Consider the following 21,655-nt stretch of genomic DNA (forward strand, 5'->3'; position numbering starts at 1 on the left):
TACCCGGGCGCCGGCGGACCCGTCCGCTCCGTCCGGACCGGACCCCAGAACGAAACGCTGAGACGGCACATGGCCGTCGGAGACGAGCAGGTGGATACGTGACGAATCTGAAGCCTTACGCCGCGGGTGAGCCGTCCATCGGTGGCGGCCTCGGCGACCATGTCTACAACCGGCTGCTCGGCGAGCGCATCATCTTCCTCGGCCAGCAGGTCGACGACGACATCGCTAACAAGATCACCGCGCAGCTCCTGCTCCTGGCCGCCGAGCCGGAGAAGGACATCTACCTCTACATCAACAGCCCCGGTGGCTCCGTGACGGCCGGTATGGCCGTCTACGACACCATGCAGTTCATCCCGAACGACGTCGTCACCATCGGCATGGGCATGGCCGCCTCGATGGGGCAGTTCCTGCTCACCGGTGGCGCCAAGGGCAAGCGCTTCGCCCTGCCGAACACCGACATCCTGATGCACCAGGGCTCCGCCGGCATCGGTGGCACCGCGTCGGACATCAAGATCCAGGCCCAGTACCTGCTGCGCACCAAGCAGCGCATGGCCGAGATCACCGCGTTCCACTCGGGCCAGACCGTCGAGGCGATCATCCGCGACGGTGACCGCGACCGCTGGTTCACCGCCGAAGAGGCCAAGGACTACGGCCTCATCGACGAGATCATCTCGGCCGCGTCCAACGCGCCGGGCGGCGGCGGCACGGGTGCCTGATCCAGGCTCCCACCGTCAGTACCCGTCAGCCGACAGCCCGCAGAACGCCACCAGGATGGTGAACACCCAGATGCAGAACAACTTCTCCGCAAGCGGCCTCTACACCGGCCCGCAGGTGGACAACCGCTACGTCATCCCGCGCTTCGTCGAGCGCACCTCGCAGGGCGTGCGCGAGTACGACCCGTACGCGAAGCTCTTCGAAGAGCGCGTGATCTTCCTCGGCGTGCAGATCGACGACGCGTCCGCCAACGACGTCATGGCGCAGCTGCTGTGCCTGGAGTCGATGGACCCGGACCGCGACATCTCCATCTACATCAACAGCCCCGGTGGCTCGTTCACCGCGCTGACGGCGATCTACGACACGATGCAGTTCGTGAAGCCGGACATCCAGACGGTCTGCATGGGCCAGGCGGCCTCCGCCGCCGCGGTCCTGCTCGCCGCCGGTACGCCCGGCAAGCGCATGGCCCTGCCGAACGCCCGCGTGCTGATCCACCAGCCCTCCGGTGGCACCGGCCGTGAGCAGCTCTCCGACCTGGAGATCGCGGCCAACGAGATCCTGCGCATGCGCGACCAGCTGGAGTCCATGCTGGCCAAGCACTCGACGACGCCGATCGAGAAGATCCGCGACGACATCGAGCGCGACAAGATCCTGACGGCCGAGGACGCGCTCGCGTACGGCCTGATCGACCAGATCGTCTCCACCCGTAAGAGCAGCGCGGTCTGATCCTTGCCACCAGTTGGCGTGAGCACGTCCCCGCATTCGGAGATGTGAACCACGTCAAGGGGGCCCCGCACGGGGCCCCCGGCAAGGTACCGTCGGATATGAGGCACCAGGAGCGCTGAACCAGGCGTCTCCCAGGCGAAGGGGAAGCACCTCGTGGCACGCATCGGTGACGGCGGCGATCTGCTCAAGTGCTCGTTCTGCGGAAAGAGCCAGAAGCAGGTGAAGAAGCTCATCGCAGGACCCGGTGTCTACATCTGCGACGAGTGCATCGACCTCTGCAACGAGATCATCGAAGAGGAGCTCGCGGAGACCTCCGAGGTCCGGTGGGAGGAACTCCCCAAGCCCCGTGAGATCTACGAGTTCCTGGAGAGCTACGTCGTCGGCCAGGAGCCGGCGAAGAAGGCGCTCTCGGTAGCGGTCTACAACCACTACAAGCGGGTGCAGGCCGGCGAGAACGGCGGCGCGCAGGGCCGGGACGACGCGATCGAGCTCGCGAAGTCCAACATCCTGCTGCTGGGCCCCACCGGCTCGGGCAAGACGCTGCTCGCGCAGACGCTCGCCCGCATGCTGAACGTCCCCTTCGCCATCGCCGACGCGACGGCGCTGACGGAGGCCGGGTACGTCGGCGAGGACGTCGAGAACATCCTGCTGAAGCTGATCCAGGCCGCCGACTACGACGTCAAGAAGGCCGAGACCGGGATCATCTACATCGACGAGATCGACAAGGTGGCCCGCAAGAGCGAGAACCCGTCGATCACGCGCGACGTGAGCGGCGAGGGCGTGCAGCAGGCCCTGCTGAAGATCCTGGAAGGCACGACCGCCTCCGTACCGCCGCAGGGCGGCCGGAAGCACCCGCACCAGGAGTTCATCCAGATCGACACGACGAACGTGCTCTTCATCGTGGGCGGCGCCTTCGCCGGCCTGGAGAAGATCATCGAGTCGCGTGCGGGCGCCAAGGGCATCGGTTTCGGGGCGACGATCCGCTCGAAGCGCGAGATCGAGGCCAGCGACCAGTTCCAGGAGGTCATGCCGGAGGACCTGGTGAAGTTCGGGATGATCCCCGAGTTCATCGGCCGCCTCCCCGTGCTGACCTCCGTGCACAACCTGGACCGCGAGGCCCTGCTCCAGATCCTGATCGAGCCGCGCAACGCGCTGGTCAAGCAGTACCAGCGGCTGTTCGAACTCGATGGTGTGGAGCTGGACTTCGAGCGCGGGGCGCTTGAGGCCATCGCGGACCAGGCGATCCTCCGCCAGACGGGCGCGCGCGGCCTGCGCGCCATCATGGAAGAGGTCCTGATGTCGGTGATGTACGAGGTCCCGTCCCGCAAGGACGTGGCCCGCGTGGTCATCACCGCGGACGTGGTCCGCTCCAACGTCAACCCGACGCTGGTCCCGCGGATCGTCCCGAAGGACCAGGGCCCGCACGAGAAGTCGGCGTAGCCACAGGGCAGTACGCAGAAGGGGCGCCCCCGGCCGGGGGCGCCCCTTCTGCGTGTGCCGCGCGCGCCGTTACTTCTTGACGCGGGCGGTGTTGTAGAGCTTCGCGGCCAGTTCGGCGGCCTGCTCCTGGGTGTAACCGGGCTTGTTCGCGAGGATGGAGGCCACGTCCGAGGCGCTGATCATGCTCAGGGTGCTGTAGTCACCCCAGACGCAGAAGGGGAGCGTGGCCTCCTTGGGCCCCTTGGAGGTCGTGTCCTTCGAGGTGAACTTGATGTCCTGGCACTTCATCACGGCGCCCTTGAAGTTGGCCGGGGACATCGCCTTCGGGCTGCCGACGAGCGCCACCTCGGACTTGCCGTCCTTGGCGGCCTCCTCCCTGAGCTTCGCGAAGTAGCCGTCCACGGACTTCTCCGGATCGGCGATCTCGCCGTAGAGGCCGGAGAAGTGGAGGCCCTTGGCCGTCAGCGGGTTCTTGGGGTCGCCGGCCAGGTAGTCCATGCCCACCTGGGTCGGGTTCTTGACGCCCGCGGCCTCGGCTTCCTTCTTGTCCTCGTCGGTGAAGGCCTTCTCCTTGTACTTCGGGTCCTTCTTGAAGTCGTCCACCGACTCCGGCGCGACCAGCTTGTAGCCCTTGGTGTCGGCGGAGATGTCACTGCCGCCGCCGAGGAGGTACCAGCCGCCGCCCGCGATCACCGCGACCGCGACGACCGCGCCGATGATCACACCGGCCTTGGACTTCTTCGGGGGCTGCCCGCCGTACGGGGCCTGCTGCTGCGGGTAGCCGTAGGCCGGGGTCGGCGGCTGCTGGGGGTAGCCCTGCGGGGGGACTCCCGGCTGCTGCGGGTAGCCGTAGCCCGGCTGCGGGGCCGCGGGCTGCCCGTACGGGCCGGGCTGCGGGGCCGGCTGCTGCCCGTACGGTCCCGGCGGCGGCGGGGGCTGCTGCCCGTACGGTCCCGGCTGCTGAGGCTGCTGGCCGTAGGGCCCTGGCTGGTTGTAGCTCATCCCGCGTCCCCCAATGAGGTTGCTTATCCGTTTCACACATCCTGACGGAAGCCCGGCGCGGGCAGGGCGCCGGGCCCCTGGAATACCGGTTTCATGACTGGACTGTTACCGCTCTAAACTGTGCCCCGTGACCGAGAACACGCAGACACCCAGCAGCCCCGACTCCGAACTGCCGACCACGTACGCGCCGGCCGAGGTAGAAGGGAAGCTCTACGAGCGCTGGGTAGAGCGCGGTTACTTCGAGGCGGACGCCAAGAGCGAGAAGCCTCCGTACGCGATCGTCATTCCGCCGCCCAACGTCACCGGCAGCCTGCACCTGGGCCACGCCTTCGAGCACACGCTGATCGACGCCCTCACCCGCCGCAAGCGCATGCAGGGCTACGAGACGCTGTGGCAGCCCGGCATGGACCACGCCGGCATCGCCACCCAGAACGTCGTCGAGCGCGAGCTCGCCAAGGAGGGCAAGTCCCGCCACGACCTCGGCCGGGAGGCCTTCGTCGAGCGCGTCTGGCAGTGGAAGGGCGAGTCCGGCGGTCAGATCTCCGGCCAGATGCGCCGCCTCGGCGACGGCGTCGACTGGTCCCGTGAGCGTTTCACCATGGACGAGGGCCTCTCCGAGGCCGTTCAGACCATCTTCAAGAAGCTCTACGACGACGAGCTGATCTACCGCGCCGAGCGCATCATCAACTGGTGCCCCCGCTGCCTGACCGCGATCTCCGACATCGAGGTCGAGTACCAGGACGACGAGGGCGAGCTCGTCTCGATCCGCTACGGCGAGGGCGACGCGTCCATCGTCGTCGCGACCACCCGCGCCGAGACGATGCTGGGTGACACGGCCGTCGCCGTCCACCCCGAGGACGAGCGCTACAAGCACCTCGTCGGCACCGAGATCGAGCTGCCGCTCACCGGCCGCCGCATCCCGGTCGTCGCGGACGAGCACGTCGACCCGGAGTTCGGCACCGGCGCCGTCAAGGTGACCCCGGCGCACGACCCGAACGACTTCGAGATCGGCCAGCGCCACAACCTGCCGAACCTCGCCGTCATGGACGAGCACGCGATCATCACCGCCCACGGCCCCTTCCAGGGCCTGGACCGGCTGGAGGCCCGCTCCGCCATCGTCGGCGCGCTGCGCGCCGAGGGCCGGATCGTCGCCGAGAAGCGCCCGTACACGCACTCCGTCGGCCACTGCTCGCGCTGCAAGACCACCATCGAGCCGCGTCTGTCGATGCAGTGGTGGGTCAAGGTCGGCCCGCTCGCCAAGGCCGCCGGTGACGCGGTCCGCAACGGCGAGGTCAAGATCCACCCGCAGGAGATGGAGAAGCGGTACTTCGACTGGGTCGACAACCTCCACGACTGGTGCATCTCGCGCCAGCTGTGGTGGGGGCACCGCATCCCGGTCTGGTACGGCCCGAACGGTGAGGTCGTCTGCGTCGGACCGGACGAGCAGCCGCCCGCCGGCGAGGGCTGGACCCAGGACACCGACGTCCTGGACACCTGGTTCTCCTCGGGCCTGTGGCCGTTCTCCACGCTCGGCTGGCCGCAGCAGACCGACAGCCTGGCGAAGTTCTACCCGAACGCCGTCCTGGTCACCGGCTACGACATCCTCTTCTTCTGGGTCGCCCGGATGATGATGTTCGGCCTGTACGCGATGGACGGCACCCCGCCGTTCCACACCATCGCCCTGCACGGCATGGTCCGCGACGAGCGCGGCAAGAAGATGTCGAAGTCCTTCGGCAACGTGGTCAACCCGCTGGACTGGATGGACAAGTACGGGTCCGACGCGGTCCGCTTCACCCTGGCCCGCGGCGCCAACCCGGGTATCGACGTCCCGATCGGCGAGGACTGGGTCCAGGCGTCCAGCAAGTTCGCCAACAAGATCTGGAACGCCACGCGTTTCGCGATGATGAACGGCGCCACGATCGAGGGGGAGCTGCCGCCCGTCGAGCGGCTGTCGGCCACCGACCGCTGGATCCTGTCCCGGCTGAACGAGACGGTCGCGCAGGTCGACGCGTACTACGAGGACTACCAGTTCTCGAAGCTCAGCGAGGCGCTCTACCACTTCGCGTGGGACGAGGTCTTCGACTGGTACGTCGAGCTGTCGAAGACGACCTTCTTCGCGGGCGGCGAGCAGGCCAAGGTCTCCGGCCGGGTCCTCGGCGAGGTCGTCGACGTCATGCTGCGGCTGCTGCACCCGGTCGTCCCCTTCGTCACCGAGACGCTGTGGACCACGCTGACCGGCGGCGAGTCCCTCGTCATCGCCGACTGGCCGACGGACAGCGGCTTCCGCGACGAGGCCGCCGAGGCGGAGATCGCCTCCGTCCAGTCGGTGATCACCGAGGTCCGCCGCTTCCGCAAGGAGCAGGGTCTGCAGGACGGCCAGAAGGTTCCGGCGCGTCTGGAGCTGGGCGCCACCGGGCTGGGCGCCCACGAGGCGGCCATCCGCCAGCTGCTGCGCCTCCAGCCGGAGGGCGACTCCTTCAGCGCCACCGCGACCCTCCCGGTCGCCGGCGGCACCGTCGCGCTCGACCTGTCGGGCACCATCGACGTGGCGGCCGAGCGCAAGCGCCTGACGAAGGACCTGGGCGCCGCGGAGAAGGAGAAGCAGCAGGCCGAGGCGAAGCTGGGGAACGAGGCGTTCATCGCCAAGGCCCCGGACAACGTCGTGGACAAGATCAAGGGCCGGCTCGCCAAGGCCGAGGCGGACATCGCCCGGCTCCAGGCGCAGCTGGACGGCCTGCCGGCCGCCTAGTACCCCGGTACGTACGCACAGGTGAAGGCCCCCGCACCGTCGGTCGATGCGGGGGCCTTCGCCGTATCCCTTCCCCTGGGGGCGTCCCCGTCACACCGGACGACTGTCCGAAGTGCCCTAAATCACTCGTTTTTCGGTTCCGGGCGATCCGAACCGAAGCGCTGACCACGGATGATGGAGGGCATGCGCGTCAAGCCCGCCGTCCCGGCCTTCGACCGGCTGGTGGCTTCCGGCCGCCGGCTCACCGAGAGCTGGGCCGGGTCGCCGCGGGCCGTGGACGTCCTCACCGCGCTCGGCTGCCTCGGTCTGATGGCCCTCGACCTTCCGGGTCTCGCCGCCGCCGACAACTCGCTGACCGGGCCCGCCGCCGCCGTCGTCCTCACCCTGGGCTGCGCCACCCTGCTGGTGCGCCGCCGGCAGCCCTGGATCTCGTACCTGGCCGCGCTGCTCTTCATCGGGTGGCTGCACGAGTTCACCCTGATCCAGTTCGCCCTCTACTCGGTCGGCCGCTACCGGGGGCGCCGGGCCGGAATCCTCGCCACCCTCGGGTACCTCGGCTTCGCGCTGGTGATGTTCTGCATGCCGGACTGGCCCGCGCCCCGGGGGGAGACCCTCAGCGGCTTCCTCAGCGTGGTCGTGCCCATCGGGGTGCTGGCATCGGCGGTGGGCATCGCCGCCTACCGGCACGACCTGGTGGCGGAGCTGACCGCCCGGCGGGCCGAGTCCGCCGTGCTCCACGCCGTCCAGCAGGAGCGCACCTCCGTGGCCCGCGACGTCCACGACTTCGTAGGGCGCGAGCTGACCCTGCTCACCGTCCGCTCCGAGGTGCTGTCGATGCGGGCGCGCGAGACGTCGTACGGGCCGGACTTCGAGGAGCTGGCCGACACCGCACGGCGGGCCCACCTGGTGCTCAACGAGATCATCGTGCAGCGCGGGGAACGGGCCTCGACCCCGGGCGTGGAGGGGCTGGCGGCGCTCGCCGAGGAGAGCGGGCGGGCCGGATCACCCGTCCGGCTCACCATGGACCAGGACGCGCACGGGCTCTCCCCGCTGCGGCAGGCGGCGGTCTACCGGGTGGTGCAGGAGTGCCTGACCAATGCCGCCAAGCACGCGCACGGGGAGACCATCGACGTGGCGATCACGACGGACGGCCCGCGGCTGCGGATAGCGGTCAGCAACGCACTGCCGGCCCGGACCCCGGGCCGCGCCCCCGTCTCGGCGGGCTCGGGCACGGCGAGCATGTCCGAGCGCGTACGCAGCCTGGGGGGCACCCTGACGGCCACGCGCACGCGGACCTCCTACGAGGTCGTCGCCACCCTCCCGCGCGGCTGAGCCGCGGCGGCCTCAGGCTTTCGCCGGGGCCAGGAGGCCGCCGAGGGCGTCCAGGTCCTCCACGCACCGGCCGGAGCCCAGCGCCACGCACTCCAGCGGGTTGTCCGCGACGAAGACCGGGATGCCCGTCGCCGAGGCCATCCGCAGGTCCAGGCCGGGCAGCAGCGCGCCCCCGCCGGTCAGCACGATGCCGTGCTCCATCACGTCACCGGACAGCTCCGGCGGGCACTCCTCCAGCGTGCCGCGGACCGCCCCGATGATCGCCTCCACCGGCTCGTCGAGTGCGGCCCGTACGTCCCCGGCGCCCAGCACGAGCGTCTTCGGCATGCCGCCGACCCTCTCGCGGCCGCGCACGGTGAAGGTGCGCGTCTCCAGTTCCGGCCGGTCCGGGACCGGCCAGGCCGAGCCGATGCCCACCTTGACGTCCTCGGCGGTGCGCTCGCCGATCAGCAGCCCGTGCTCCTTGCGTACGTACTCCATGACGGCCGCGTCGAGCCGGTCCCCGCCGACACGCAGCGACTGGGACGTGACGATGCCGCCGAGCGAGATGACGGCGACCTCGGAGGTGCCCCCGCCGATGTCCACGACCATGGAGCCGCGGGCTTCGCCCACCGGCAGTCCGGCGCCGATCGCCGCGGCCATCGGCTCCTCGACGAGGTGGACGACCCGGGCCCCGGCCCGTGTGGAGGCCTGGACGATGGCCCGCCGCTCGACCGGGGTGACACCCGAGGGCACGCAGATCACCATCCGGGTCCGGGGCCGCCGGCCCGGGACGGCCTTGCGGACGAAGTGCCGGATCATCTCCTCCGCGGCCTCGTAGTCGCAGATCACACCGCCCCGCAGAGGGCGGATCGCGGTGATGGAGCCGGGAGTGCGGCCGATGGTCTCCTTGGCCTCCGTACCGACGGCCAGGGCCGTGGTGGTGCCCGCCTTCACGGCGACCACGGACGGCTCATCGAGGACGATCCCGTGCCCCCGGGCGTAGACGAGGGTGTTCGCGGTACCCAGGTCCATCCCTATGTCGCGGCTGGACGCTGTCTTGTCGCTGCTGGCCTGCGGCATTTGTTCCCCTATCTGCTGCCGCAAGGCTTGCACGACGATCACGTCGCGCCGGGCGCCGGAGGTCCCGAAACGGCCGGGCCGAAAGTCCTCCGGGTCCCCGTCCGTAGACTGGCCCTGTGAGTGACCAGCAGCCCGAGAGCCACGACCGCGACGACAACGACGACCTCGCCGCCACCTTCGACGAGTTCGACCAGATCGTGGCGGAAGAGTCCGACCGCGACCCCGACCTGGCGGTGATCGAGGCCGGCAGCCGCACCCTGCGCGCCCAGGCCGGCCCGCCCCAGGGCGACCCGGTACCCGCCCTGCCCCTCGACCCGGAGGTCGCCAAGGCGCTGCTGGAGGTGGAGCAGGAGCTCGCCACCCGCTGGGGCGAGACCAAGCTGGAGCCCTCGGTGTCGCGGATCGCGGCGCTGATGGACGTGCTGGGCGAGCCGCAGCGCGCGTACCCGTCCATCCACGTCACCGGCACCAACGGCAAGACGAGCACGGCCCGCATGATCGAGGCCCTGCTGAACGCCTTCGAGCTGCGCACCGGCCGCTACACCAGCCCGCACGTGCAGTCGATCACCGAGCGGATCAGCCTGGACGGGGCGCCGATCGAGGCCGAGCGGTTCGTCGAGACGTACCACGACATCAAGCCGTACGTGGAGATGGTCGACGCCGCCGAGGAGTTCCGGCTGTCCTTCTTCGAGGTGCTCACCGGGATGGCCTACGCGGCCTTCGCGGACGCCCCGGTGGACGTGGCCGTGGTCGAGGTCGGCATGGGCGGCAGCTGGGACGCGACCAACGTCATCGACGCGTCCGTCGCGGTGGTCACCCCGATCAGCCTGGACCACACCGACCGGCTCGGCTCCACGCCCGGCGAGATCGCCGTGGAGAAGGGCGGCATCGTCAAGCAGGACGCGACCGTGATCCTGGCCCAGCAGCCGGTGGACGCGGCGCAGGTGCTGCTGAAGAAGGCCGTCGAGGTGGACGCCACGGTGGCCCGCGAGGGCATGGAGTTCGGCGTCGTCTCGCGCGAGGTCGCGGTCGGCGGCCAGCAGCTGACGCTGCGCGGTGTGGGCGGCGAGTACGACGGCATCTTCCTGCCGCTGTACGGCGCGCACATGGCGCACAACGCGGCGGTGGCCCTGGCCGCCGTCGAGGCCTTCTTCGGGATCGGCCAGGAGCACGCCCGGGTCCTGGACGTGGACACCGTACGGAAGGCCTTCGCCTCGGTGTCCTCGCCGGGCCGTATGGAGGTCGTGCGGCGCAGCCCGACGGTGGTCCTGGACGCGGCGCACAACCCGGCGGGCGCGGCGGCCACCGCGGAGGCGGTCACCGAGTCGTTCGGCTTCAGCCGGCTGGTCGGGGTGGTGGCCGCGAGCGAGGACAAGGACGTCCGCGGGCTGCTGGAGGCCTTCGAGCCGATCTTCGCGGAGGTGGTGGTCACGGAGAACTCCAGCCACCGCTCGATGGGCGCGGACGACCTGGCGGCCGTCGCGGTCGAGGTCTTCGGCGCGGAGCGGGTGCAGGTGGAGCCGCGGCTGGACGACGCCCTGGAGGCGGCGATCACCCTGGCGGAGGAAGAGGCCGAGTACGGAGGGGCCGGAGTCCTGGTGACCGGTTCCGTGATCACGGTGGGCGAGGCCCGCCTGCTGCTGAAGAGGGGCTGAGGGATGCGCACGCTGTGTGCGAGCACGCTGATCGGCGAGTTCTTCGTGATCGGCTTCGCGGGGCTGGTGGCGATGAAGGACCCCGATCTGACCCAGGCCACGGTCTGGACGGTGTGCGGGGTCACCATGCTGCTGTCGGTGCTGCTGTGCGGGATGCTGTCGCGTCCCGGGGCGGTCCCGCTGGGCTGGGCCCTGCAGATCGGCCTGATCGTGAGCGGGTTCGTCGTGCCGACGATGTTCTTCCTCGGCGCGGTGTTCGCCGGGCTGTGGTGGTGCTCCGTGCACTACGGCCGCAAGATCGACACGATCAAGGCGCGCTGGGCGGCCGCTCAGGAGGCGCCGGGGGCACCCGCGGCGCCTGACGCTGCGTGACGGGTCCCCGGACCGGCCCTGTAGATTCGCCCTACCGCACCCGTTTGCCGCAAGGAGCCGCAACATGACCCAGCGCACCCTCGTCCTGCTCAAGCCCGACGCCGTCCGTCGCGGTCTGGTCGGCGAGATCATCGGCCGCATCGAGCGGAAGGCCGGCTGGACCATCCCCGCGCTGGAGCTGCGTACGCTGGACCAGGAGACCCTGGAGGCGCACTACGGCGAGCACAAGGGCAAGCCGTTCTACGAGCCCCTCATGGGCTTCATGGCGAGCGGCCCGATCGTCGCCCTGGTGGTCGAGGGCGAGCGCGTGATCGAGGGTGTCCGCCAGCTGGCCGGACCCACTGACCCGATCGCCGCGGCGCCGGGCTCCATCCGGGGTGATTTCGGCACGATCACGCGTGAGAACCTGATCCACGCCTCGGACTCGGAGGAGTCCGCCGAACGTGAGCTGAAGCTGTTCTTCCCGGCGCTCTGAGCACTCTTTCCTGACGGAACATCAGCCGAATAGCGCTCATGACCTGGGGCGACCGAAGTAATTTCGGTCGCCCTCCGGTATTTCCGGGCAGAAGCGGGAACGCCTGGGCAGGACACGTCGTCACCACTGAGGGGGCGGGTATCCATTCCGGCGGGATTGCCGGAGTCCCGTCGCGCGGTCTTCGTACTTGCGGCACTACGATGGGGCCTCCACCCACACACCCACCTCGCCGACCTGACAGCAGCCGCTATCAACTGGAAGGCCAGACGCTCCTCATGGGGAACAAGGGGAACAAAATGTCGTTCATCGGCCGTGACATGGCGATCGACCTCGGGACCGCCAACACGCTGGTGTACGTGAGGGGCCGGGGGATCGTCCTGAACGAGCCGTCCGTGGTCGCCATCAACACGAACACCGGCGGCATCCTGGCGGTCGGCTCGGAGGCGAAGAAGATGATCGGGCGCACGCCCGGGAACATCGTCGCCGTACGGCCCCTCAAGGACGGCGTGATCGCCGACTTCGAGATCACCGAGCGCATGCTCCGGTACTTCATCCTCAAGATTCACAAGCGCCGCTACCTGGCCCGCCCGCGCGTGGTGGTCTGCGTTCCCTCCGGCATCACCGGAGTGGAGCGACGCGCCGTCATCGAGGCGTCCACGCAGGCCGGCGCCCGCCAGGTGCACATCATCGAAGAGCCCATGGCCGCCGCCATCGGCTCGGGCCTGCCCGTCCACGAGGCCACCGGCAACATGGTCGTGGACATCGGCGGCGGCACCACCGAGGTCGCCGTCATCTCCCTCGGCGGAATCGTCACGGCACAGTCCATCCGGGTGGCCGGCGACGAGCTCGACAACGCGATCATCCAGCACATCAAGAAGGAGTACTCGCTCCTCCTCGGTGAGCGCACCGCCGAGCAGATCAAGATCACCATCGGGTCGGCCTACGACCTCGACAAGGACGAGCACACCGAGATCCGCGGTCGCGACCTGGTCTCCGGCCTGCCCAAGACGGTCGTCATCTCGGCCGCCGAGGTGCGCAAGGCCATCGAGGAGCCGGTCAACTCCATCGTCGACGCGGTCAAGACCACGCTCGACAAGTGCCCGCCGGAACTCTCCGGCGACATCATGGACCGCGGCATCGTCCTCACCGGCGGCGGCGCGCTCCTGCGCGGACTCGACGAGCGGCTGCGCCGGGAGACCGGCATGCCGATCCACATCGCCGAGGACCCGCTCGACTCCGTCGCGCTCGGCTCCGGCAAGTGCGTCGAGGAGTTCGAGGCCCTCCAGCAGGTCCTGGACGCCCAGCCCCGTCGCTGACAGATGCCCCTCCCCGCCGGGGAGGGGCCATGCGGAACACAAGGATCCGCCGTACGGGTGCTACCGGGCCCGTGCGGCGGATCGTTGATATACAGGCAAAAGAGAAATCCGACGAGGAAGGCACGGCCGCCGCACGTGAGGGACACACGAGAAAGCCGGCTGCTCCTGGTGCTTCTGATCGCCATCGCGTTCGCGTTGATCACGGTGGACATCAGGGCAGGCGAGGAGTCGCCGGTCGACGGTGCCCGGCAGGCCGCCGCGGCGGTCTTCGGCCCGGTCGAGGAAGGTGTGGCGACCGCGGTCGATCCGGTCGCCAACGCCATAGGGGCGGTACGGGACTCCGGCGAGCGACACAACCGCATCGCCACGCTGGAGCGCGAGAACGCGGCACTGAAGGCCAAGCTGGGCAGCGAGGACCAGACCCGCAGCCGCATCCACGAGCTCGACGAGATGCTCAAGCGGGCCGGCGCCGGACAGTACGGCATCAAGGGCGCCGAGGTCATCGCCATAGGAGCGGCCCAGGGCTTCTCCTGGACCGTCACCATCGACGCCGGCAGCAAGGACGGCATCGAACGCGACATGACCGTCCTCAACGGGGACGGGCTCGTCGGCCGGGTCAGCACCGTCGGCCCCGACACGGCCACCGTCGTCCTCGCCAACGACCCCGACTTCACCGTCGGCACCCGGCTGGAGAAGACCGGCGAACTGGGCTTCGCCACCGGCCAGGGCGACCGCGCCCTGTCCGTCCAGATGCTCAACGGCAAGGCCAAGGTCAGCCCCGGCGACCGGCTCGTCACCTTCGGCTCGCGCGGCAACAAGCCCTTCGTGCCCGGTGTGCCGATCGGCGAGGTGGTCAAGGTCGACCCCTCGCGCGGCGACCTGACCCGCACCGTCTGGGTGCGTCCGTTCGTCGGCTTCTCGCGCCTGGACATCGTCGGCGTCGTCGTGATGCCGCCACGCGAGGACCCCCGCGACGCGGTCCTGCCGCCCAAGCCCGAGGCTCCCAAGCCCACCCCGACGGTCACCGTCACCGTGACCCCGTCGGGGACGGCCGGAGTGCCCGCCAAGCCGGCCGACGAGTAGGGGACAGACCGTCATGCGCTTCAACAGGATCCTGCTCTCGGCCACCCTCGTCGTGGTCGCCCTCGTCATCCAGGTCACCGTCCTGGGCCGGCTCCAACTGCCCGGCGCCGTGCCCGACCTGCTGCTCCTCACCGTCGTCTCGCTCGCACTCGTGTACGGGCACGTCAGCGGCGCGCTCATCGGCTTCGCCGCCGGTCTCCTCGCCGACCTGGCCCCGCCCGCCGACCACGCCGCCGGGCGGTACGCACTCGTCCTGTGCGTCATCGGCTACGTCGCCGGTCTGACCCGCCCCGACGGCGGCCGGTTCCGTTCCGCCTGGGGCCCGATGCTCACCGTCGTCGCCGCCGCGATCGGCTCCACCCTGCTCTACGCCGGTGTGGGCGCCCTCGTCGGCGACACCGCCGCCCGCCACGTGGGCCTGACCGGGCTGCTGTTCACCGCGACCCTCTACGACCTGCTGCTCGCACCGTTCACCGTGCCGTTCATCATGGCCCTGGCCCGGCGCGCCGAGAACGACCCGATGGCCGTCGAGGCCGGCGGCGGCCCCGCCAACAAGGCCGCCGACGTCTCCGCCGGCTGGCTGGCCGGCGGTACGGGCCTGCGCATCGGCAGCCAGCGCGGCGGACTGCGCCTGAAGACCGCGCGCTCGCGGGCCAACAAAGCCGTCCGCATAAAGGGGGTCAAGCCGGTCAAGGGTGTGAAGAGCGTCAAAAAGCTGTGAGGGAGGAGCAGTCGTGACCAACGTTCCGGAGACCGGCCGCACCTCCCGGGTGCAGATCAGGCTCGTCATGATCCAGGTGCTCGTCTTCTCCATGCTGCTCACCCTCGGCGGGCGGCTCTGGTACCTCCAGATCCGCAACGGCGACGAGTACTACCACGAGGCGAAGAGCAACCACGTCCAGCAGGTCGTCCAGCCCGCCGTGCGCGGCTCGATCCTCGACGCCCGCGGCGTCCCCCTGGCCGACAACGAGACCCGTCTCGTCGTCTCGGCCAGCCGCACCGAGCTGATGAAGATGAAGGACAGGGGCAAGGGCGTCCTGACCCGCCTCGCCGCCGTCCTGGACATGAAGCCGCAGGACGCCGTGGACAAGGTCCGCCTCTGCGACTCCCAGACCCCGCAGCCCTGCTGGAACGGCTCCCCCTACCAGCCGATCCCGGTCACGCTGGAGGCCACCACCCAGCAGGCCCTGCAGATCCGCGAACGCCCCGAGGACTTCCCGGGCATCACCGCGGAGCCCGCCGCCGTACGCCGCTACCCGGCGCCCGGCGGCGCCAACACGGGCCAGGTGCTCGGCTACCTCTCCCCGGTCACCGACGAGGAGATCATCAAGGCGAAGGACACCAACTCGCCCTTCCTGCGCTCGGACCAGGTCGGCCGCTTCGGCCTGGAGCGCACCTACGACAAGGAACTGCGGGGCAAATCGGGCGTGACCCGCTACGAGGTCGACAACCTCGGCCGCGTGATGGGCGAGGCCAGGAACGACCCGACGGTCCCCGGCGCCCACCTCGTGACCAGCCTCGACGCGCGCGTCCAGGGAGTCGCCGAGTACGAGCTGAACGCGGCCATGGTCGAGGCGCGCAAGCAGATCGACCGCAACACCGGCGTCCCCTACAAGGCCGACGCGGGCGCCATCGTGGTCCTGGAGTCCAAGACCGGCCGCGTGGTGGCCATGGCCTCCGCCCCGACCTTCGACCCGAACGTCTGGGTCGGCGGGATCTCCGCCAAGGACTACGCCAAGCTCACCGCCAAGGAGTCCAACGTCCCGCTGATGAACCGGGCGATCCAGGGCCAGGCCGCCCCCGGCTCCATCTTCAAGGTCATCCCGACCGCGGCCGCGGTCAACGCGGGCTACAAGTTCGACGGCGAGTACCCCTGCCCGAGCTCGTACGCCATCGGCGGCCAGGTCTTCAAGAACTTCGAGTCCCAGGGCCACGGCTCGATCACCCTCGGCCGCGCCCTGGAAGTCTCCTGCGACACCGTGTTCTACGCCCTGGGCCACCAGCAGTGGATCAAGGACGGCGGGCTCAAGCCGAAGAAGCACCCGGCCGAGATCTTCTACAAGACCGCCCACCAGTTCGGCCTCGGCGCCGAGACCCACGTGGACCTGCCCGGCGAGGAGAAGGGCCGCGTCCCCGACCGCCGCTGGAAGCAGGCGTTCTGGGAAGCCAACAAGGACATGTGGTGCAAGACCGGCAAGAAGGGCGGCACCTACGTCGAGCTGCTGTCCTACGAGAACTGCCTCGAAGGCAACCTCATGCGCGCCGGTGACGCCGTCAACTACTCCATCGGCCAGGGCGACACCCTCGTGACCCCGATCCAGATGGCCACCATCTACGCGGCCATCTCCAACGGCGGCACCCTGTGGAACCCGACCATCGGCAAGGCCATCATCAGTGCCGACGGCAAGAAGATCGAAGAGATCAAGCCGCAGGCCCACGGCCGGCTGCCGATGACCGAGGAGACCAGGCACAAGATGGAGGGCGCGCTGGAGGGTGTCGCCACCCGCGGCACCGCCGCCTGGCGCTTCGGCGGCTGGCCCCAGAAGCAGATCCCCATGCACGCCAAGACCGGCACCGCCGAGGTCTACGGCAAGCAGACCACCTCGTGGTTCGCCACGTACACCGAGGACTACACGATCGTGATGACGATCTCCCAGGGCGGCACCGGCTCCGGCGCCTCCGGCCCCGCCGTGCGTAACGTCTACAACGCCATCTACGGCCTCACCATGTCCGGCAAGCAGGACCCGAAGAAGGCCCTGCTGATCAAGCCCGAGGCGAAGCTGCCCCGGATCGCCCCGGACGGCACCATCATCGCCCCGGACATCCGGCCGTACGTGCCGCCGTCCCCGGAGGAGCTGGAGCCGCCGGCGCTCGCCGGCCCGCCCGCACCGCCCGCGGCACGCCAGGACTGAGGAAAGACATGCAGACCGCCAACAAGTTCTCCGTCTCCCGGTACGCGCCCGAGCGCGGGGCGATGGCCAAGCTCACCGCCCGCGACTCGGTGGTGCGCCGGCTCGACTGGCCGATACTCCTCTCCGCGCTCGCCCTCTCCTTCCTCGGCGCCATGCTGGTGTGGTCGGCGACCCGCAACAGGACCTCGCTGAACCAGGGGGACCCGTACTACTTCCTGGCCCGGCACGCCCTGAACACCGGCATCGGCCTCGTGCTGATGATCGGCACGATCTGGCTCGGCCACCGCACCCTGCGCGGCGCCGTGCCGATCCTCTACGGGCTCTCCCTCGTGCTGATCCTCGCCGTGCTCACCCCGCTCGGCGCCACCATCAACGGCGCCCACGCGTGGATCGTCATCGGCGGCGGCTTCTCCCTCCAGCCGTCCGAGTTCGTGAAGATCACGATCATCCTGGTGATGGCGATGCTGCTGGCCACCCGGGTGGACGCGGGCGACCTCGCCCATCCGGACCACCGGACGGTCGTCAAGGCGCTCTGCCTGGCGGCCGCGCCGATGGGCATCGTCATGCTGATGCCCGACCTCGGCTCCGTGATGGTCATGATCGTCATCGTGCTCGGCGTGCTGCTGGCCTCCGGCGCCTCCAACCGCTGGGTGGTGGGCCTGCTCGGCGCCGGCGCGAGCGGCGCCATCCTGATATGGCAGCTCGGCGTCCTCGACGAGTACCAGATCAACCGCTTCGCGGCCTTCGCCAACCCCGAGCTCGACCCGGCCGGCGTCGGCTACAACACCAACCAGGCGCGCATCGCCATCGGCTCCGGCGGACTGACCGGCTCCGGGCTCTTCCACGGCTCGCAGACCACCGGCCAGTTCGTGCCCGAGCAGCAGACCGACTTCGTCTTCACGGTGGCGGGGGAGGAGCTGGGCTTCGTCGGGGCCGGGCTGATCCTGCTGCTGCTCGGCGTCATCCTGTGGCGGGCCTGCATGATCGCCCGGGAGACCACCGAGCTGTACGGGACGATCGTCTGCGCCGGGATCATCGCCTGGTTCGCGTTCCAGTCCTTCGAGAACATCGGCATGACCCTCGGGATCATGCCGGTGGCCGGGCTCCCGCTGCCGTTCGTCTCGTACGGAGGCTCGTCGATGTTCGCGGTGTGGGTGGCGATCGGACTACTGCAGTCGATCAAGGTGCAGCGGCCATTGTCAGCCTGATGTGCTGTTCACCCTGCCGACGTGATCCGTTCAGGACTAAGTTCGGTCTATGGCGGACACCAAGCGCGAAATCGAGCGAAAATTCGAGTTCTCCAAGGCCAAATCTGCCCGGCGCGGAGTCCCGGACCTGACGGGCACGGCCGCGATCGCGGCCGTCTCCGACCAGGGCACCGTCGACCTCGACGCCGTCTACTACGACACCCCCGACCAGAGGCTCGCCGCCGACGGCCTCACCCTCAGGCGCAGAACGGGCGGCGCGGACGAGGGCTGGCACCTCAAACTGCCCGTCTCCCCGGGCGTGCGCGACGAGATCGGCGCCGCACTCAGCGACACGGTCCCGCCCTCCCTCGCCGCACTCGTCCGCTCCCGCGTCCGCGACGCCGGACTCCGGCCGCAGGTCAGGCTCCTCTCCTCACGCAAGGTCAGCCACCTCCTCGACGCCTCCGGCGCCCTGCTCGCGGAACTGAGCACCGACGCCGTCGTCGCCGAACGCGGTGACACCACCGCCGCCTGGACCGAGGTCGAGGTGGAACTCGCCGACGGCGTCGACCCCGAACTCCTCGACGCCGTGCAGGAGACCTTCCGCAAAGCCGGGCTCCGGGTCTCCGACGCCCCCTCCAAACTCGCCCGGGCCCTCGCCGAGACCGACGCCGAACCCCCGGCCCGGCCCGGAGCCGGCGGACCCGGGGGCACCGCGGGCGCACACGTGCTCGCGTACCTGACCGAACAGCGCGACGCGCTCGTCGCCCAGGACCCGGCCGTACGACGGAACCTGCCCGACTCCGTCCACCAGATGCGGGTCGCCACCCGCCGGCTGCGCAGCGCCTTCAAGACCTACCGCAAGGTCCTGGACCGCGAGGTCACCGACCCCATCGGCGAGGAACTGCGCTGGCTGGCCGCCGAACTCGGCGTCGACCGAGACCAGGAGGTCCTGATGGAGCGGCTCCAGGCCCACCTCGCCGAACTGCCCCGCACCCTCCTCACCGGCCCGGTCCGCAGCCGGCTGCGGACCTGGAACACCAGCCGGCGCTCCGGATCGCGGCGCAAGGCCCTGGCCGCGCTCGACAGCGACCGCTACGTCACCCTCCTCAACACCCTCGACGCACTGCTCGACGCACCCCCGCTGCTCGACGGCGCCGCCAGGTCCCCGGAGAAGGTCCTCCCCAAGGCGGTGCTCCGCGACTACGCACGCCTCGCCACCCGCATCGACGGCGCGCTCGCCCTCGACGAGGGCCGGGAACGCGACCTGGCCCTCCACGAGGCCCGCAAGGCGGCCAAGCGCGTCCGGTACGCGGCGGAGTCGGCCGTGCCCGAGCTCGGCAAACCGGCGAAACACCTGGCCAAGGCCGTGAAGAAGGTCCAGACCCTGCTCGGCGACCACCAGGACAGCGTGGTCGCCCGCGACGCCCTGCGCGGCCTCGCCGCCCAGGCGACGGCCGCGGGAGAGCCCGCCTTCACCTGGGGCCTGCTCTACGGACGCGAAGAGGCCCTGGCCGAGCGGCGCGAGCGGGAGCTCCCCGACATCTGGGCGAAGGTCTCGGCCCCCGCCCTGCGGACGGCCCTGAAGTGATCATGCGGGTGGGGGCGGCTGAGCCATCGGGGTACGCTAGATAGCTGCCCCCTGCCCGCTTCACGAAAGTCGCGTGATGACCGAGTCGGTCTTCCCTCAGCTTGAGGCCCTGCTTCCGCACGTGCAGAAGCCCATCCAGTACGTCGGCGGTGAACTCAACTCCACGGTCAAGCCGTGGGAGAGCTGCGACGTCCGCTGGGCCCTCATGTACCCGGACGCATACGAAGTCGGGCTGCCCAACCAGGGCGTCATGATCCTGTACGAGGTGCTCAACGAGCGCGAGGGCGTCCTCGCCGAGCGCACCTACAGCGTGTGGCCCGACCTCGAAGAACTGATGCGCGAGCACAACGTGCCGCAGTTCACCGTGGACAGCCACCGCCCGGTCTCCGCCTTCGACGTGTTCGGCCTGTCCTTCTCCACGGAGCTGGGCTACACCAACATGCTCACGGCGCTGGACCTCGCGGGCATCCCGCTGGAGGCCCGCAACCGCACCGTCGACCACCCGATCGTCCTCGCGGGCGGCCACGCGGCCTTCAACCCCGAGCCGATCGCGGAGTTCATCGACTGCGCGGTCATCGGCGACGGCGAGCAGGCCGTCCTCGACATGACCGAGATCATCCGCACCTGGAAGGCCGAGGGCCGGCCGGGCGGACGCGAAGAGGTCCTCCTCCGTCTCGCCAAGACCGGCAACGTCTACGTGCCGGGCTTCTACGACGTCGAGTACCTGCCGGACGGCCGCATCGGCCGCGTCGTCCCCAACCGCTCCGGCGTGCCGTGGCGCGTGTCCAAGCACACCGTCATGGACCTCGACGAGTGGCCCTACCCCAAGCAGCCCCTGGTCCCGCTCGCCGAGACCGTCCACGAGCGCATGTCCGTGGAGATCTTCCGCGGCTGCACCCGCGGCTGCCGTTTCTGCCAGGCCGGCATGATCACGCGCCCCGTGCGGGAGCGAAGCATCACCGGCATCGGCGAGATGGTGGAGAAGGGCCTCAAGGCGACGGGCTTCGAGGAGGTCGGCCTCCTCTCCCTGTCCTCGGCGGACCACACGGAGATCGCCGACATCGCCAAGGGCCTCGCGGACCGCTACACGGACGACAAGGTGGGCCTGTCCCTGCCGTCGACCCGCGTGGACGCGTTCAACGTCGACCTCGCCAACGAGCTGACCCGCAACGGTCGCCGCTCCGGCCTGACCTTCGCCCCCGAGGGCGGCTCCGAGCGCATGCGCAAGGTCATCAACAAGATGGTCTCCGAAGAGGACCTGATCCGGACCGTCTCCACGGCCTACGGCAACGGCTGGCGCCAGGTCAAGCTGTACTTCATGTGCGGCCTGCCCACCGAGACCGACGAGGACGTGCTCCAGATCGGCGACATGGCGGTCAACGTCATCGCCAAGGGACGCGAGGTCTCCGGCCAGAACGACATCCGCTGCACGGTGTCCATCGGCGGATTCGTGCCCAAGCCGCACACCCCGTTCCAGTGGGCGCCGCAGCTGTCGGCCGAGGAGACGGACGCCCGCCTGGGCAAGCTCCGCGACAAGATCCGCGGCGACAAGAAGTACGGCCGCTCCATCGGCTTCCGCTACCACGACGGCAAGCCGGGCATCGTCGAGGGCCTCCTCTCCCGCGGCGACCGCCGCATCGGCGACGTCATCCGCGCCGTGTACGAGTCGGGCGGCCGCTTCGACGGCTGGCGCGAGCACTTCAGCTACGACCGCTGGATGGAGGCGGCGGAGAAGACGCTGCCCGCCTACGGCGTGGACGTGGCCTGGTACACGACCCGCGAGCGCACCTACGAGGAGGTCCTGCCCTGGGACCACCTGGACTCCGGTCTCGACAAGGACTGGCTCTGGGAGGACTGGCAGGACGCCCTCGACGAGACCGAGGTCGACGACTGCCGCTGGACCCCGTGCTTCGACTGCGGCGTGTGTCCTCAGCTCGACACGCACATCCAGATCGGCCCGACCGGCAAGAAGCTGCTTCCGCTGACCGTCGTGAAGTAACCCTTGGGTCACGAGAGGCCCCCGCCCGCAACGGGTGGGG

At 69.8% G+C, this 21,655-nt stretch carries 17 protein-coding genes; 15 read left to right on the plus strand and 2 right to left on the minus strand.

All coding sequences use genetic code 11. The features are described 5' to 3' along the window. The first annotated feature begins 98 nt into the window (after positions 1–98). From Sspor_RS27860 to clpX, 3 genes are all read left to right on the plus strand, one after another. The gene (locus Sspor_RS27860) at positions 99–716 is read left to right on the plus strand and encodes an ATP-dependent Clp protease proteolytic subunit (protein WP_030008567.1); all 618 of its coding nucleotides are present in this window, start codon (positions 99–101) and stop codon (positions 714–716) included. A gap of 55 nt (positions 717–771) precedes the next feature. Further along, positions 772–1,440: an ATP-dependent Clp protease proteolytic subunit gene (locus Sspor_RS27865; protein WP_272934852.1), complete on the plus strand. Its 669-nt coding sequence runs from the start codon at positions 772–774 to the stop codon at positions 1,438–1,440. 153 nt (positions 1,441–1,593) lie between these two features. Continuing rightward, positions 1,594–2,880 carry an ATP-dependent Clp protease ATP-binding subunit ClpX gene (gene clpX / locus Sspor_RS27870; RefSeq protein WP_202201570.1) on the plus strand — a complete coding sequence of 429 codons (1,287 nt, stop codon included), beginning with the start codon at positions 1,594–1,596 and terminating at the stop codon, positions 2,878–2,880. A gap of 69 nt (positions 2,881–2,949) precedes the next feature. Here the strand turns inward: clpX and Sspor_RS27875 are convergent, their stop codons facing one another. Beyond that, positions 2,950–3,882, minus strand: a complete 933-nt coding sequence (locus tag Sspor_RS27875) for a hypothetical protein (protein WP_202201571.1) — start codon at positions 3,880–3,882, stop codon at positions 2,950–2,952. A gap of 127 nt (positions 3,883–4,009) precedes the next feature. Between Sspor_RS27875 and Sspor_RS27880 the strand changes: the two genes are divergently transcribed. Continuing rightward, the gene (locus tag Sspor_RS27880) at positions 4,010–6,631 is read left to right on the plus strand and encodes a valine--tRNA ligase (protein WP_202201572.1); all 2,622 of its coding nucleotides are present in this window, start codon (positions 4,010–4,012) and stop codon (positions 6,629–6,631) included. Between the two features lie 183 nt (positions 6,632–6,814). Beyond that, positions 6,815–7,963: a sensor histidine kinase gene (locus Sspor_RS27885; protein WP_202201573.1), complete on the plus strand. Its 1,149-nt coding sequence runs from the start codon at positions 6,815–6,817 to the stop codon at positions 7,961–7,963. A 12-nt stretch (positions 7,964–7,975) separates the two neighbouring features. Here Sspor_RS27885 and Sspor_RS27890 read toward each other — a convergent pair whose 3' ends face one another. Beyond that, a complete protein-coding gene (locus Sspor_RS27890; RefSeq protein WP_202201574.1) occupies positions 7,976–9,025 on the minus strand; it encodes a rod shape-determining protein in 1,050 nt (349 codons plus the stop codon). 116 nt (positions 9,026–9,141) lie between these two features. Here Sspor_RS27890 and folC point away from each other — a divergent pair, with 116 nt between their 5' ends. From folC to Sspor_RS27940, 10 genes are all read left to right on the plus strand, one after another. After that, complete coding sequence (folC, locus tag Sspor_RS27895; RefSeq protein ID WP_373318836.1) at positions 9,142–10,680, plus strand: bifunctional tetrahydrofolate synthase/dihydrofolate synthase; 1,539 nt, start codon at positions 9,142–9,144, stop codon at positions 10,678–10,680. 3 nt (positions 10,681–10,683) lie between these two features. Next, positions 10,684–11,052, plus strand: a complete 369-nt coding sequence (locus Sspor_RS27900; RefSeq protein ID WP_202201575.1) for a DUF4233 domain-containing protein — start codon at positions 10,684–10,686, stop codon at positions 11,050–11,052. 64 nt (positions 11,053–11,116) lie between these two features. Further along, entirely contained in the window at positions 11,117–11,527 is a 411-nt protein-coding gene (ndk, locus tag Sspor_RS27905; RefSeq protein WP_030008577.1) for a nucleoside-diphosphate kinase, read from the plus strand. A gap of 296 nt (positions 11,528–11,823) precedes the next feature. Continuing rightward, complete coding sequence (locus tag Sspor_RS27910) at positions 11,824–12,843, plus strand: rod shape-determining protein (protein WP_030008578.1); 1,020 nt, start codon at positions 11,824–11,826, stop codon at positions 12,841–12,843. 135 nt (positions 12,844–12,978) lie between these two features. Continuing rightward, complete coding sequence (gene mreC / locus Sspor_RS27915) at positions 12,979–13,926, plus strand: rod shape-determining protein MreC (RefSeq protein WP_202201576.1); 948 nt, start codon at positions 12,979–12,981, stop codon at positions 13,924–13,926. Between the two features lie 13 nt (positions 13,927–13,939). Next, a complete protein-coding gene (gene mreD / locus Sspor_RS27920) occupies positions 13,940–14,647 on the plus strand; it encodes a rod shape-determining protein MreD (protein ID WP_030715768.1) in 708 nt (235 codons plus the stop codon). 13 nt (positions 14,648–14,660) lie between these two features. Beyond that, the gene (mrdA, locus tag Sspor_RS27925) at positions 14,661–16,838 is read left to right on the plus strand and encodes a penicillin-binding protein 2 (RefSeq protein ID WP_202201577.1); all 2,178 of its coding nucleotides are present in this window, start codon (positions 14,661–14,663) and stop codon (positions 16,836–16,838) included. 8 nt (positions 16,839–16,846) lie between these two features. Next, positions 16,847–18,046, plus strand: coding sequence for a rod shape-determining protein RodA (gene rodA, locus Sspor_RS27930; RefSeq protein WP_202201578.1), 1,200 nt, complete (start codon positions 16,847–16,849; stop codon positions 18,044–18,046). A 49-nt stretch (positions 18,047–18,095) separates the two neighbouring features. Further along, the gene (locus Sspor_RS27935; RefSeq protein ID WP_202201579.1) at positions 18,096–19,616 is read left to right on the plus strand and encodes a CYTH and CHAD domain-containing protein; all 1,521 of its coding nucleotides are present in this window, start codon (positions 18,096–18,098) and stop codon (positions 19,614–19,616) included. A gap of 73 nt (positions 19,617–19,689) precedes the next feature. Then, a complete protein-coding gene (locus Sspor_RS27940) occupies positions 19,690–21,615 on the plus strand; it encodes a TIGR03960 family B12-binding radical SAM protein (protein WP_202201580.1) in 1,926 nt (641 codons plus the stop codon). Positions 21,616–21,655: the final 40 nt, after the last annotated feature.

The sequence above is a fragment of the Streptomyces spororaveus genome (assembly GCF_016755875.1).
Classification (GTDB): domain Bacteria; phylum Actinomycetota; class Actinomycetes; order Streptomycetales; family Streptomycetaceae; genus Streptomyces; species Streptomyces spororaveus.

Excerpts from the sequence above, each read along its gene's own strand:
- Sspor_RS27900 (WP_202201575.1), top strand. The coding sequence starts at position 10,684 with ATGCGCACGCTGTGTGCGAGCACGCTGATCGGCGAGTTCTTCGTGATC.
- Sspor_RS27910 (WP_030008578.1), top strand. The coding sequence starts at position 11,824 with ATGTCGTTCATCGGCCGTGACATGGCGATCGACCTCGGGACCGCCAAC.
- Sspor_RS27890 (WP_202201574.1), bottom strand. The coding sequence starts at position 9,025 with ATGCCGCAGGCCAGCAGCGACAAGACAGCGTCCAGCCGCGACATAGGG.
- rodA (WP_202201578.1), top strand. The coding sequence starts at position 16,847 with ATGCAGACCGCCAACAAGTTCTCCGTCTCCCGGTACGCGCCCGAGCGC.
- Sspor_RS27935 (WP_202201579.1), top strand. The coding sequence starts at position 18,096 with ATGGCGGACACCAAGCGCGAAATCGAGCGAAAATTCGAGTTCTCCAAG.
- Sspor_RS27885 (WP_202201573.1), top strand. The coding sequence starts at position 6,815 with ATGCGCGTCAAGCCCGCCGTCCCGGCCTTCGACCGGCTGGTGGCTTCC.
- Sspor_RS27865 (WP_272934852.1), top strand. The coding sequence starts at position 772 with ATGGTGAACACCCAGATGCAGAACAACTTCTCCGCAAGCGGCCTCTAC.
- ndk (WP_030008577.1), top strand. The coding sequence starts at position 11,117 with ATGACCCAGCGCACCCTCGTCCTGCTCAAGCCCGACGCCGTCCGTCGC.
- Sspor_RS27875 (WP_202201571.1), bottom strand. The coding sequence starts at position 3,882 with ATGAGCTACAACCAGCCAGGGCCCTACGGCCAGCAGCCTCAGCAGCCG.
- mreD (WP_030715768.1), top strand. The coding sequence starts at position 13,940 with ATGCGCTTCAACAGGATCCTGCTCTCGGCCACCCTCGTCGTGGTCGCC.